Origin of the sequence: Shewanella sp. MSW (assembly GCF_007636515.1) — a bacterium.
Classification (GTDB): Bacteria; Pseudomonadota; Gammaproteobacteria; order Enterobacterales; family Shewanellaceae; genus Shewanella; species Shewanella indica.
The window spans coordinates 17,259-29,413 of the sequence record NZ_LVDR01000025.1 but is presented as its reverse complement, the minus strand read 5'-3'; the positions used below and the strand labels follow the sequence as shown (position 1 = coordinate 29,413).

At 52.1% G+C, this 12,155-nt stretch carries 14 protein-coding genes; 9 read left to right on the top strand and 5 right to left on the bottom strand.

Annotated elements, in window-relative coordinates; genetic code table 11:
• Positions 1–122: 122 nt before the first annotated feature.
• From sbcB to AYI96_RS19170, 4 genes are all read left to right on the top strand, one after another.
• Entirely contained in the window at positions 123–1,538 is a 1,416-nt protein-coding gene (gene sbcB / locus AYI96_RS19185; protein WP_144362166.1) for an exodeoxyribonuclease I, read from the top strand.
• Between the two features lie 89 nt (positions 1,539–1,627).
• The gene (gene cdd, locus AYI96_RS19180; protein WP_071476878.1) at positions 1,628–2,524 is read left to right on the top strand and encodes a cytidine deaminase; all 897 of its coding nucleotides are present in this window, start codon (positions 1,628–1,630) and stop codon (positions 2,522–2,524) included.
• A gap of 254 nt (positions 2,525–2,778) precedes the next feature.
• Positions 2,779–3,135, top strand: a complete 357-nt coding sequence (locus AYI96_RS19175) for a glutaredoxin family protein (protein WP_039035469.1) — start codon at positions 2,779–2,781, stop codon at positions 3,133–3,135.
• A gap of 102 nt (positions 3,136–3,237) precedes the next feature.
• Complete coding sequence (locus tag AYI96_RS19170) at positions 3,238–3,768, top strand: RDD family protein (protein ID WP_144362165.1); 531 nt, start codon at positions 3,238–3,240, stop codon at positions 3,766–3,768.
• 37 nt (positions 3,769–3,805) lie between these two features.
• Here the strand turns inward: AYI96_RS19170 and AYI96_RS19165 are convergent, their stop codons facing one another.
• On the bottom strand, positions 3,806–4,501 hold the full coding sequence (locus AYI96_RS19165; RefSeq protein WP_039035470.1) for an energy-coupling factor ABC transporter permease: 696 nt from the start codon (positions 4,499–4,501) through the stop codon (positions 3,806–3,808).
• A gap of 147 nt (positions 4,502–4,648) precedes the next feature.
• On the opposite strand from AYI96_RS19165, the gene AYI96_RS19160 reads away from it, so the two are divergent.
• The 3 genes from AYI96_RS19160 to AYI96_RS19150 all read left to right on the top strand — a co-directional run bounded on the left by AYI96_RS19160 (position 4,649) and on the right by AYI96_RS19150 (position 5,866).
• On the top strand, positions 4,649–5,083 hold the full coding sequence (locus AYI96_RS19160) for a hypothetical protein (protein ID WP_144362164.1): 435 nt from the start codon (positions 4,649–4,651) through the stop codon (positions 5,081–5,083).
• Between the two features lie 66 nt (positions 5,084–5,149).
• Positions 5,150–5,506 carry a hypothetical protein gene (locus AYI96_RS19155; RefSeq protein WP_071476876.1) on the top strand — a complete coding sequence of 119 codons (357 nt, stop codon included), beginning with the start codon at positions 5,150–5,152 and terminating at the stop codon, positions 5,504–5,506.
• 126 nt (positions 5,507–5,632) lie between these two features.
• Positions 5,633–5,866 carry a DUF2986 domain-containing protein gene (locus tag AYI96_RS19150; RefSeq protein ID WP_039035473.1) on the top strand — a complete coding sequence of 78 codons (234 nt, stop codon included), beginning with the start codon at positions 5,633–5,635 and terminating at the stop codon, positions 5,864–5,866.
• Positions 5,867–5,898: 32 nt separating this feature from the next.
• Here AYI96_RS19150 and AYI96_RS19145 read toward each other — a convergent pair whose 3' ends face one another.
• Both AYI96_RS19145 and AYI96_RS19140 read right to left on the bottom strand, forming a co-directional pair.
• The gene (locus tag AYI96_RS19145; protein ID WP_260853033.1) at positions 5,899–7,335 is read right to left on the bottom strand and encodes an MATE family efflux transporter; all 1,437 of its coding nucleotides are present in this window, start codon (positions 7,333–7,335) and stop codon (positions 5,899–5,901) included.
• A gap of 94 nt (positions 7,336–7,429) precedes the next feature.
• The gene (locus AYI96_RS19140) at positions 7,430–8,290 is read right to left on the bottom strand and encodes an ion transporter (protein ID WP_404830118.1); all 861 of its coding nucleotides are present in this window, start codon (positions 8,288–8,290) and stop codon (positions 7,430–7,432) included.
• A 252-nt stretch (positions 8,291–8,542) separates the two neighbouring features.
• On the opposite strand from AYI96_RS19140, the gene AYI96_RS19135 reads away from it, so the two are divergent.
• Both AYI96_RS19135 and AYI96_RS19130 read left to right on the top strand, forming a co-directional pair.
• Complete coding sequence (locus tag AYI96_RS19135; protein ID WP_071476874.1) at positions 8,543–9,046, top strand: murein L,D-transpeptidase family protein; 504 nt, start codon at positions 8,543–8,545, stop codon at positions 9,044–9,046.
• 14 nt (positions 9,047–9,060) lie between these two features.
• Positions 9,061–9,627 (top strand): VOC family protein, encoded by a 567-nt coding sequence (locus tag AYI96_RS19130; protein ID WP_144362163.1) that lies wholly within the window; start codon positions 9,061–9,063, stop codon positions 9,625–9,627.
• A gap of 17 nt (positions 9,628–9,644) precedes the next feature.
• Here the strand turns inward: AYI96_RS19130 and AYI96_RS19125 are convergent, their stop codons facing one another.
• Together AYI96_RS19125 and AYI96_RS19120 are read right to left on the bottom strand one after the other, a co-directional pair.
• Complete coding sequence (locus AYI96_RS19125) at positions 9,645–11,045, bottom strand: sensor domain-containing diguanylate cyclase (RefSeq protein ID WP_083399852.1); 1,401 nt, start codon at positions 11,043–11,045, stop codon at positions 9,645–9,647.
• Positions 11,046–11,185: 140 nt separating this feature from the next.
• Positions 11,186–12,022, bottom strand: coding sequence for a M23 family metallopeptidase (locus tag AYI96_RS19120; protein WP_260853032.1), 837 nt, complete (start codon positions 12,020–12,022; stop codon positions 11,186–11,188).
• Positions 12,023–12,155 lie beyond the last annotated feature (133 nt).

Sequence of the window (12,155 nt, the reverse complement as noted above, 5' to 3'; positions counted from 1 at the left end):
TCAGAGGCCGTCGATTCACCAAGGGCGGCTTTTAACCGAAATAACTGTGATATGGGGTAAAATCCCATTTGCGGAAAAAAATGTTAAGATAAGCTTTTGTCTGAAGAGCAAAAGTCATCAGTATGAGTCAAGCCCAACCTCAGCCTTCCATATTCTGGCATGATTATGAAACATTCGGCGCCAATCCGGCGAAAGACAGACCGGCGCAGTTTGCCGGGATACGTACCGATCTGGAGCTGAACATTATTGGCGAGCCCGAGACCTTTTACTGCCAGATAGCCAGCGATTACCTGCCCTCACCCGAGGCAATTCTCATCACAGGGATCACGCCGCAACTGGCCAATGGCAAAGGGCTGCCGGAAACCGAATTTATGGGGCGGATCAATGCCCTGTTCAGCCAAGCCAATACCTGCGTCGCCGGTTATAACTCGCTACGATTTGATGATGAGGTCAGCCGCTACGGTTTTTATCGTAACTTTATCGATCCCTATGCCAGAGAGTGGCAACAAGGCAATTCCCGCTGGGATATTATTGATCTGGTTCGGGCCTGCTATGCCCTGCGCCCGGACGGGATCAACTGGCCAACCAAAGAGGACGGTTCTCCCAGCTTCAAGCTCGAACACCTGACCCAGGCCAACGGACTCGGCCATGAAAAGGCGCATGACGCCATGTCAGATGTTTACGCCACCATAGCCTTGGCCAAACTGATAAAAGAGAAACAACCAAGGCTGTTTGACTACTATTTCAAACTCAGACGCAAGCAGGCAGTTTCCGAACAAATCGATGTACTCAATATGCAACCTTTGGTGCATATCAGCTCCAAGATCCCGGCGACTCAGGGCTGTGCCACTCTCATTGCCCCTGTGGCCCATCATCCCGAGAACAAGAATGCCATTGTCTGCGTTAACCTGCATATGGATATCAGCCCGCTGATTGAACTGGATGTAGACAGCATTCGCGAGCGCCTCTATACGCCAAGAAGCGAATTGGCAGAAGATGAATTACCCATACCGGTCAAACAGGTTCATATCAATAAGTGCCCCTTTATTGCCACCGCCAAGACACTGACCGATGAAGCCGCCGAGCGGATTGGATTTGACAAGGCCTTTGCCCGCGAACAGTACAAGCGTCTGCGCCAGCATCCGCAGATCCGCACCAAGTTGGCAAGCCTGTTTGATACCCCGAGAGACAACCCGATTACCGATCCGGATCTAATGCTATACAGCGGTGGATTCTTCTCTCCGGCAGATAAAGCCAAGATGGAGATGATCCGCCATACCGCCCCCGATAACCTGGCGGCGCTGGATCTCAGCTTTGACGATTCCAGGCTCAAGGAGATGTTGTTTCGCTACCGCGCCCGCAACTATCCCTCGACACTTACGGACAAAGAAACACTGCGCTGGCATGAGTTCTGTCAGCAAAGGCTTAATGATCCGGATTATGTCATTCGCTTGGAAAACCTGCTGGAAGAAACTGCCGAAAATGAAAGTCACCAGCGACTTCTCAAGGCTCTGGTGCAATACTTACAGGCGCTTTAACGGGATTTTGCGAAGTCAGTCCCGTTTCAACTGTAACTTCCTGACTAAACTGGATAACCATTAGCTTAACATTTAACAAGGAATGGCCAATGCAAGACAGATTTGTAAACAGCCTGAACCAATTGCCCAAGGCACTTGCCGAACAATTGGTGCCACTGCTCAACGATGAGTTCGCCGGTCATCTGGATGCACAGCAGCTGAGTGAGTTAGCCAAAGTGAGCGGCCTTGGTGATGATGAGTTACTACTGGCACTCTTGCCTATTGCTGCGGCAATGGCCAATCCGCCAATCAGTGAATTCTATGTCGGCGCCATCGCCAAAGGCAAAAGCGGTGATATCTATATGGGCGCCAATATCGAGCTGCCGGGCGAGGCTCTGTGCCACTCGGTTCACGCTGAGCAAAGCGCCATCAGCCATGCCTGGCTGAGCGGTGAAAGCCAGATAGTCGATATCATAGTCAACGAGAGTCCCTGCGGTCACTGCCGTCAGTTTATGAATGAGTTGGTGGCCGGGCAAGAGATCCGCATTCACCTACCCAAGCAGCCTGCTGCGCCTTTGAGTCATTACCTGCCCTACGCCTTTGGTCCCAAAGATCTCAATGTCACCACGCCTTTGCTGAGTAAGCAACAGGTAAACCTGGCGCTTGAGAGCTCCGACCCCATGGTGATTGAAGCGTTGGATCATGCCAGCCTCAGTTATGCTCCATACAGCAAGAGCCATTGTGCCGTAGTACTGGAAACGGCTGATGGCGCCACCTTTTGTGGCCGTTACGCCGAAAACGCCGCCTTTAACCCATCCATGATGCCGATGCAGATGGCACTGTCGACCCTGCTGCGCCATAACCGCAGCTTCAGCGAAATCAAACGGGCCCTGCTACTGGAATCAGCCGATGGCAAGATCTCCCTGGTGGGAGCCAGCATGGACGCCCTGCACGCAGTGGCGCCTGTAGAGCTGGAACATATAGTGGTCAGCCCCGAGCCCAACTGATACTTGGCTCACAATCCCCTGAAAGAACAGTGTTGACTGTTCTTTCGGCTGGGCTGAAAAAGAAACCGAGATTCAACAGCCCCAGAATCAGAAACTGACAACTATTTTTCATCGCTACGCCCTATAACCTCCGTTTTTATCTTCCCCAAGATAAGCTTAAAATCCTCCTCATCCCGACATGCTGAGTCCGAGCTTGAGTTTCGCTGCCACTGAGTTAAACTGCCTGCCGTTTCAAGCTTATATAGAGGATACTTATGTTTGTTATTCGTTGGATCCTGGGACGGATCATTTTGCTGCTCAATTTTGTTTTCTCCCCCAAGAGTGTTAAACGTCAACCCGAACAGCAGGCGGATATCGATGAGCAATGTCGTAACCTTAGCCTGTACCAATATCCGGCCTGCCCTTTTTGTGTCAAGGTAAGACGCGCTATGAAGCGACAGAGCTTGAATATTGCGACTCTGGATGCCAAACAAGAGCCACACAGAAGTGAATTACAAAACCGAGGCGGAACCATGAAAGTTCCTTGTTTGAAAATAGAGCAAGCCGGCGAAGTCACTTGGATGTATGAGTCCAACGACATCATAGCTTATCTTGATCAGCGTTTTGGCTAACAGACCTCGGCCTACCAGCACCAAAGGTAGGCCATGCTTGTTGCAGCTGTTATTCCTGTGTATTGTCTTCAACTAGATAATTGCTAATCAGGGACTGAGAGAATGACAGCTGAACACACCCCGCAGAGTATCGAGCCAGATTTGGCTCATCACCAACAAGCCCCTGACACCACAGCTCCGGCACAGACATCAATTCCAGAATCCAGCTATCCCATTTACGTCGGTTTTTGGGAGCGGCTTGCAGCAACCCTACTGGACTCTCTCATGCTAATGTGCATCACAGTGCCACTGACCCTCTATGTCTACGGCATCGACCCTATAATGACGGGCAGTACCTTTATAAAAGGACCACTTGATCTGCTGATCAATTACCTATTGCCTATAGTTCTGGTCATCTTATTTTGGCGTTATAAGTCGGCGACTCCTGGAAAAATGGCGTTAAGAGCCGTCATAGTCGATGCCGAGACTTTACAAAAACCATCAACCGCCAGCTTGATAATACGATACCTGGGTTATATTCCCTCAACTCTATTATTCGGCCTGGGCTATATCTGGGTGGCCTTCGATCCCCGTAAACAAAGCTGGCATGACAAACTGGCGGGTACCCTGGTGATCCGCGCCCCCAAGGATTAGAAACGCTCAATAAGGGGGATTGCAGTACCCACTGCCGCTATCTTTTTTGGCGCCAGAGATAAACCCGGTCCGAGTAATCGTAGAGCCACTCAGGCCGGTAAACCACCAACAGCGTCACTGCCATACCGTTAAGCAAGGCCTCAGGGAACCCCAGCAGCGGAATAAGCAACAGATAATTATCGACCAGATAAGCTGCGCCGTAATCCATATCAAACCATAGATAAACGGCCCATGCCAAGATATGACTCACCACAGAAAGACCTGCGTTGAAAAAACCTGCTACGAAAATAAAGACAAATAAATGCTTGGGTAATTTATGATAGCTCAAGCTATGTACTGTCAATGCCAGCAACAGTGGCAGACAAACGCCAAACAACATCATGGGCCCCAACACCCAGGGCTGATGATAGACAAACAGGCAAAAGAAACTCACCGGCAGCAGCATCAATATAGACGCCAAACGCCAACCAAACATCAGCATCAGGGTTACCAAGGCCAGAAAATGCACATGAATACCTTCGGTGACGCTGGCATTGAGCAGCCAAAGGCCATTAATAGCCAAGGTGCAAAACAAGGCTCGCCACTGCAAGCTCTTGTCAGCCAACAGTTGCTGCCAGTCCCATTGAGGCCAAATCCAGGCAAACCAACCGATGAGCACAAGCAAATAGAGGATATCAGCCAGATCCGGCTGCCACTGGATTTGCTCCCAAAGATGTTGAAGATACTCGAACATATAATTGACCATCCGGTTATCAAACAAAGGCGGTAAACGACGAAGCTATGCTAACTTATCACGCCGTTAATGCAATTATGCTTATTCTGCAGTAAGTTAACGATAGTTTGTATCTCAAAAAAATAATAAGGATAACTGCCTCTACTTATGCGCACGCTTTTTCTGTCATTACTGCCCCTACTGCTTTGTAGCTGCAGCTCAAAACCCAACATAGATCCGGCCGATTTTGCCGGTGCCATCAAAGACAGTTTCCAGACAGATATCAAAACAGATGGCTTGAAACTCTTCACCTATAAGGCACGCTTGGTTGCGCCAGAAATAGACCACAATGACAGGGAAAGAGCCCCCGCGCCCCGTACGGCAAAGGAAATGCGCCAACAACTGGCTATAAGAGAAGCCCGGCTTGCCGTCTTTGAACAACAGCTGGTTCTTGGGCTCAACAATACCCTCAAGATGAATCAATACTGCCAAGAAGGCTTCTACGAACTCAGCCGCGTGCTTCATTCCAGTTGGGGAGAAATCCGCGGTGAATGCCACGATGGCGCCAGTGAGATGGACAGGATCCGCTTCAACAACAAGTAATTTTTTTGAATATGAGCTTCAAATTTGCTAGTTTTGCCGCAGTTTACTGCTTTAGGTGCATTTGAGATGGAACCCACAGGAATTATTCAGGAGATAGAAGAGCCGATTAGCCGCAGCAGGGTAAATCGTCAGTTGTTGTTGGCCACCAGCCTATCTGCACTGGTCGCTATGGCGTTATTGCTGTTTGGCGATCAATATGCTCACCTTTGGCAGGATCAAAGTACACTGCAACTCAGCCTGTTCCGCCCCGGTTTTTTGTTGCTGATAGTCTCGGGGTTAATAGTGATCCCCACCAGCGTGATAGAGCTTATCAAAGCCGCCAAAACGCCGGAGCGGCCACTGATGTTGGATATGGCGCTGCTCAGTATAGGCGTCGCGGTTTCCATGAGCTATATCGGTGTCTTTATGACTCTATTCCTCTAAGAAAACCCCTTTCGCCACAGCATCAACACCTGCTCCGAGGCAGGTTGAGCTTGTTGCCCGGCCGCCGGCAGGCTAAAATGCCTGCCCTTTGCCCATCCCAAGTGGGAAGTACCAGGAAATTTTTGCATGAACAAGCGACAAAAACTGACCAAAAAACTGGCCAAGCGTGCCAAAGCCCGGGAAAACAAGAAAGAGCTCCCCAATGCAGGCCCCGCCAAGCAAGGTTACATCTCCAAGGCTGAGCGTGCCAAAATCGCTGCCGCCGAGGCCGAGCAGGCAAAAAACTGTACCGCTGAGCAGCCAGATGACGGCGCAGCTGCAAACACTACCGCCGCGACTCCCCAATCTGACAGCCTATAAAGCGTTTTCAAGCTCTTCTTTAATGCATCGCGTTATGGCTTCTGCCGCTGGGGCGAGGTCGCCTGGGCACTGGCTATCGGCTCCAACTCTTCGGTCATCTGCCCCATTTGGGCACAGGAAGATGACAGCGGACTACTGGAGGCCATGGAGAGCTCCTCATCATCAAGACTGTCAGCTTCGCGACCTTGCTGGCGGCCATTGGCAGCTACGCTGGCAACCAAACGATAAGCGGTGATCACCGCCAATACACCAAAGAGCACTGAACCCAGTGCCTGACCAATCAAGACCCCATATACCCCACCGAGCTCGGCTCCCAGATAAACAAATGGCAGTGTCCCGATAGTGGCCTTACCCACATTGAAGGCGGTCGAATACTTGGCCTTACCCAGATTGTTGAACGAGGCGTTGGCCACAAACAGCGCGCCGTTGAACAGGAAAAACAGCGCCATATACTGGCAGAAGAAACGTACCAGCTCGGCAGAATCCCCGCGCATGTCGAATGCCAATACCAAAGGCTCGCGCAGCAACCACAGCAGCAGCGACATCCCAAGCACATAGGCGATACAGAACTGCAGCGCCCTTGTCAGGCATTCGCTGAGCCTGTCATAAGCCCTGGCACCATAATTCTGCCCTATGATGGGTCCTATGGCGCCGGAAAGCGCAAAGATCATTCCAAAGGCCACAGGGGTCAAACGCCCAACGACGGCCCATCCGGCGACAAAACTGTCACCAAAATCGGCAATCGCCCGGGTCACTACCGCATTGCCTATGGGGGTGGCCACATTGGTCATCATCGCCGGCCCGGCGATAGCAAAAATGGCGCGCAGATCGCCGCGAAAGCTCGCAAGTTCGAAACGGCTCCAAAGGCCGTGTTTGATGAACACGCCTCTTGCCGCGATCAGCAGTACAGTGAGGCGTGCCAATACCGAGGCGGTAGCCGCCCCTTCTATACCCATGGCAAACAGGAAAATAAAAATGGGGTCAAATACCGCATTGACCGCGCCGCCCGCCAGGGTCGATAGCATGGAGAGTCTGGCATCACCCACGGCGCGCAAAGCGCTGCCAAGCGCCATCGCCAAACAGATGATCGGCAAGGAAGGCACCAGAATATACAGATAATCGGCGGCAAGCTCAGCGGTATGTCCCCTGGCGCCCACCAGCGCCAGCAGTTCAGGGATTAAGGCCGTCACCACTATCGCCATCAAACTGGATACCAGCAGAGTTACCATGGCGGCATTCAGCAGCAAACGCTTGGCCCCTTCTGTGTCTCTTGCACCTACAGCGCGGGACACCAGGGCCCCCAGCGCAATCGACAGGCCGATACCTATGGAAGTGGTAAAGAAAGAGATGGTACCGGCATAGCCCACGGCCGCTGCCAACTCCAGCTCTCCCAGCATACTGAGGAAGAAAATATCCAGCAGGTCCACCACAAACAGTGCCGAGATCCCAACGGCCGCAGTAGAGCTCATCACCAAAATGTGGCGTAGTATATTGCCTTCAACAAACTTAGCCTGAGTGACGCCTTGAGTGGCTGCCTTAGCAGATGATTGGTTGTTTGACACCCTAATCCTTGTTTTCTTCCGGAGGTGGCTCCAGCTCACTGCCACAACGGTTACAGTAAAGAGCATGGTAGTCATGCCCGGTTTTCAAACAGTTGGCGCAGCGACGCAGATCGCGGTTGCGGCCCATTTCCTGGGAAATTTCAGCGGTGAGGATCCCGGTGGGAATGGCGATTATCGAGTAACCCAATAGCATGGTAAACGCTGCTATCGCCTGGCCGAGTTCCGTCTTGGGAGTGATATCACCGTAGCCTACTGTAGTAATGGTCACTATGGTCCAATAGACAGACTTGGGGATCGAGCTGAAGCCGTTGTCCGGGCCTTCGACCACATACATGATGGCGCTGAGCACCATAATGATAAGACTCACAGAAAAAAAGAAGATAAACACCTTGCGACTCGACTGCAGCATCGCCTTGAGCAGCAGGTTCCCTTCGCTCAAGTATCTGAGCAGCTTGAGTACCCGAAAAATTCTGAACAGCCGCAGAATACGGATCACCAGAGTAAAATTGGCCCCGGGGAAGAACAGCGCCAGATAACTGGGCAGGATACTGAGCAGATCCACGACGCCATAAAAACTGCGGGCATAACTCAAGCGATTGCTGGAACAATAGAGCCGCAGCAGATATTCCAGAGTGAACACCAAGGTAAAGGCCCATTCCAGTGCCAGTATGATATGTCCGAAACGGGCATGGATATCGGCCACGGTATCGAGAAAAACCAGGGCAACACTGAGAATAATGCAGATGATCAAACTGATATCAAACCAGCGGCCGGCTGGCGTTTCCGTACCAAAGATGATTATCCTGAGCTTACGCTTGAGCTCCGGCTCCGAAGGCGTATCTGTCATCTTATGTTGATTCATGCGCTAAGCTTTCCTTACTGTCTAACTCAAACGGCGACCACTCTTGATTCTTTAATGTCTCGCGCTGTCAGTTTTCGCGGCGCCATGCCCAAAAGGCAGGGGCGTAAGTCTGCCACGCATTGGCAAGTGTGCCAAATATTCTCTGGCTGACACTCTGCGCCCAGCGGCAACAATCTTGTTCAAGGGCTTCAAGAGGGCCCCCTTTTTCAGTTATTATCCCGTCAAAATAACCATAATCAGAGCCAAGCGGTCATGGGCCCATCGTTTCGTTATATAGTTTATGCAATATTTCTACTGGCGGTTACCCAGTTGTACAGCCCCTTTGCCTCGGCACAGGTGGATTTAGTGCTGGTCAACAAGTCAGATTCACGTCTGAGCCTGATTAAGGCCGGTAAGGTCATCAAGGAATATCGCATCGCCTTGGGGGATATGCCCAAGGGCCACAAATATCAGGAAGGCGACCAACGTACCCCAGAGGGCCGCTATCTGCTGGACTATAAAAAGGCCGACAGCGCCTTTTACCGCTCAATTCATATCTCCTATCCCAATGACGAGGACAGACTCAGGGCCAAGGCGCTCGGAGTCAGCCCTGGCGGTCAAATCATGATCCACGGCCAAAATCCCCGCTCTGGATTAACTCCGGAAGAAGCACAACAGTTTAACTGGACCAACGGCTGTATCGCCCTCACCAATCAAGAGATGGATGAACTCTGGCAGTTAATTGAGCCGGGAACGCCGATAGAAATCTGGCCCTGAAACAGGAATAAAATATGCAAAATCTGCAATCTCTGTCGCAGTTGCTGGCAGACTGGCAAGCCTTTGCCGACAAAATCATGCCCCTGATTGAGCGCCTCGGACTCGAGCGCTTAAGCGAGTGCGATCACGCTGCGCTGCGGGTCAACTCTGTCGCCGCGGCAGAAAAGCTCAAGGCCGAATTTGCTCAATGTGGTGAAATTATCTCGGAAAATATCATCAACGGCCGCCCTATCCTGATCATACGGCTGCAGCAGCCTCTGCTATTGGGTCAATGGCAAATTCCCTGTGTCGAACTGCCCTTCCCCGGCAATAAACACTATCCCGAAGAGGGATGGGAACACCTGGAGCTGGTTTTGCCCCGTGGTGCCCAAAGCTGCGATGAACTGGCTGAGCAACTGCGTACCCTCTGCCCCCTAACCCAAGCCACACTTGATGGCGACACAGACATCAAACTCAAGGCCAGCAGCCCCAAAGGCGAAGCCGAACGCCTGGCCAACCCGACGTTGGCGTTCAAGGCCGGCGGCGTGTGCGTCAAGGTGCACCCACACAGCATTCAGGCCATTATTGCCAGCGAGCAGTAAGCGGCTCTGATGCCGCTTTACCCTTGAACGACCCGGTTGCGCCCCTCAGCCTTGGCAACATAAAGAAAATGATCGGCTTTATCCTGCAGATCTTTGCCCGAGCGGCAACCGGCGGGGCCGGACACCAGGCCGACACTGATACTGAGACGGATAGGTTGGCCGCTCTCATCATGGAAGTCTTCATCGTCCACTCGGGCCCGCAGCCGCTCCATCAGATTAACAGCCTGAGCCGGCGCGCAGTTTGGCAACAAGATAGCAAACTCCTCACCACCAATTCGGGCAATGGCATCCGACTGGCGACACTGTGCCTGCATTAAGCCCGCCAGTTGCTTCAATACTTTATCGCCGGTAGCGTGGCCAAAACTGTCGTTGATTAACTTGAAATGATCCAGATCCAAAAGCGCCAGGCTGTAGTCTTCACGATTGAGCCTGGCCTGCTTGTCCACCAATTCCAATTGCGGCTCGAATCCACGGCGATTGAGTAAACCTGTCAGCGGATCGCGAAAGGCCACCTGCTGCCAGGCATCTCTATGCTGCTCGGATAGGCGCAACTGGCGATTTTGCAGGGCGATCCCCAGTAAAACCAAAGCATTGGCAAAGCAAAAAGCGGCCAGTTCCGCTGTTTCTGCCGAATACAATCCGGCATCGAACGGCCCCAGCCCCTTGGCACTTACGTAAATAACCACAGCAAAGCTCCCACTGCTGAGACTGCAGGTGAGCAGGAAACTGCCCTCAAATGCCTGCATCACCAACACAGGCAGCAGCAAATACAAGACCCAGGGTTGATTGCCAAATGCCAAAGTAAAAATAACAACCAGAGCCAAAATCGACAGAAGAGATGCCCGGATCTGCCGTTGATTGATAAAAAACCGCTCCGACCAGCCCAGATACACCTGATAAACCAAGACAATCCCCAGAGAATCGGCCAAAAACAGCATCACAGCCATCGTTGGCCAAGAACTCTGGTCGATATAACCGCCCCAAACAAGATTTAGCGCCAGCAAAATACTGGACAGCGCCACAGGGATAACACAAACATAGAAACCAAAGAGCAATAACTCCCTGGCTCTTTGCAGCCCCATGGGCAGGGCCCAACGTAACATTCGGGCGGCCAATAGCGGCATCAGGGCATCAATTGCGGCAGATATCCAGGTGTGTAGCTGTGCCTGCTGCAGATTGCTGCTATTGAGTCCGGGGAAATTGGCCAGGAAGGAGGCGATAAATAAAGGGATAATAGCCACTGTGCCAAAACGCAAACACAAGATCACTCCTATCCCCGAAGGCAACCATAGAAGGGTGATATTGCTCGGCTGCAATACCAGAGTGGCCATCCCCAGTCGGCCGCTGATATAGCAGAGCAGACCTCCAAGCAAAAGCAGTAGCCAATCGGCTCGCCCCCAACGTCTCAAATCAGTCACTTATTTTTCCGGCAATATTCATAAAAATGAGTATAGCCAAGCCGTTCCAACCCTGTAGCTGCCAAAGGAAAAAACAACGCCACCGGAGGGGTAAGTCCGGCGGCGTATGAAATTGAGTGTCGGTCAGTAAAAGTAAAGCGCTACTTTTTCGCGTCACTCTTGGCTTGCTGTAATACCTGACTCATTGGCGGCACCAAAGTGGTAGGATCCAGACGCATCTGATACCAGTTCACCCGCCAATCCAGATGTGGCCCTGTGGCTCGTCCGGTTGCCCCCACTTCGGCCACCGCCTGGCCCTGTTTCACCTCATCGCCCTCTTTGACATACAGCTTGCTTAAGTGCAAAAAGCTGGAACTGACACCATAGCCGTGGTCGATAATCATGGTGCCACCGGAATAGAACATGTCAGGTACCGACAGGCTGATAACGCCATCGGCCGGTGCCACCACCACAGTGCCGGTTTTGGCGGCAACATCCACACCATAGTGCGGTGTGCCAGGCTTACCGTTGTATACCCTTTGGCTGCCATAAACCCCTGAAATTCGCCCGGTCAGCGGCCAGATAAAGTCGTCGGCAAACGCCTGCTGGGTACTGAAATGGCTGCGGGCCGCCTTGACCTGGGCGCTGTCTTTGGCGGCGCGCTCCTGGGCCTTGGGATCCGGCTTCATGATTTTCTTGTTGATCCCCTCAACATACTGGATGCGATAATCCCGCTTGTCGAGTTTGAGGTCACGGCTCTCACTGCTGCCATCCGGGTAACTGAGTGTCAGCGTCTGCTCGAGCGCGGCCTCACGCTCAAAACCAAAGGCAAACCTGCCATCCGGCGTCAAGGTGATGCTCTCGCCATTGAGACTTACCTCAGTACCCGGCTCTGTTCTGGCTCTAATCAGAGCTCCCTGTTCAAACTTGCCCTGAAACTGCACCCGTGATGACTCAGGTTTGACGTTGGGCTCAGACTTGGATTCGGCCTGCAGCATAGGACTCACAACCAAAGTGCCCAGCAGCATCAACGGCAGCGCCTTAAAAGATGGGATTGGCATCTTGCTGTTATTGAACTTCACTCTTGCTCCTCTTTATCTTTGCGCCGCGTAGACGCCAAGGTGCAGCCTA

Bases quoted from the DNA above. Each gene is read 5' to 3' on its own strand.
- sbcB (WP_144362166.1), top strand. From the start codon at position 123: ATGAGTCAAGCCCAACCTCAGCCTTCCATATTCTGGCATGATTATGAA.
- cdd (WP_071476878.1), top strand. From the start codon at position 1,628: ATGCAAGACAGATTTGTAAACAGCCTGAACCAATTGCCCAAGGCACTT.
- AYI96_RS19175 (WP_039035469.1), top strand. From the start codon at position 2,779: ATGTTTGTTATTCGTTGGATCCTGGGACGGATCATTTTGCTGCTCAAT.
- AYI96_RS19170 (WP_144362165.1), top strand. From the start codon at position 3,238: ATGACAGCTGAACACACCCCGCAGAGTATCGAGCCAGATTTGGCTCAT.
- AYI96_RS19165 (WP_039035470.1), bottom strand. From the start codon at position 4,501: ATGTTCGAGTATCTTCAACATCTTTGGGAGCAAATCCAGTGGCAGCCG.
- AYI96_RS19160 (WP_144362164.1), top strand. From the start codon at position 4,649: ATGCGCACGCTTTTTCTGTCATTACTGCCCCTACTGCTTTGTAGCTGC.
- AYI96_RS19155 (WP_071476876.1), top strand. From the start codon at position 5,150: ATGGAACCCACAGGAATTATTCAGGAGATAGAAGAGCCGATTAGCCGC.
- AYI96_RS19150 (WP_039035473.1), top strand. From the start codon at position 5,633: ATGAACAAGCGACAAAAACTGACCAAAAAACTGGCCAAGCGTGCCAAA.
- AYI96_RS19145 (WP_260853033.1), bottom strand. From the start codon at position 7,335: ATGAGCTCTACTGCGGCCGTTGGGATCTCGGCACTGTTTGTGGTGGAC.
- AYI96_RS19140 (WP_404830118.1), bottom strand. From the start codon at position 8,290: ATGAATCAACATAAGATGACAGATACGCCTTCGGAGCCGGAGCTCAAG.
- AYI96_RS19135 (WP_071476874.1), top strand. From the start codon at position 8,543: ATGGGCCCATCGTTTCGTTATATAGTTTATGCAATATTTCTACTGGCG.
- AYI96_RS19130 (WP_144362163.1), top strand. From the start codon at position 9,061: ATGCAAAATCTGCAATCTCTGTCGCAGTTGCTGGCAGACTGGCAAGCC.
- AYI96_RS19120 (WP_260853032.1), bottom strand. From the start codon at position 12,022: ATGCTGCAGGCCGAATCCAAGTCTGAGCCCAACGTCAAACCTGAGTCA.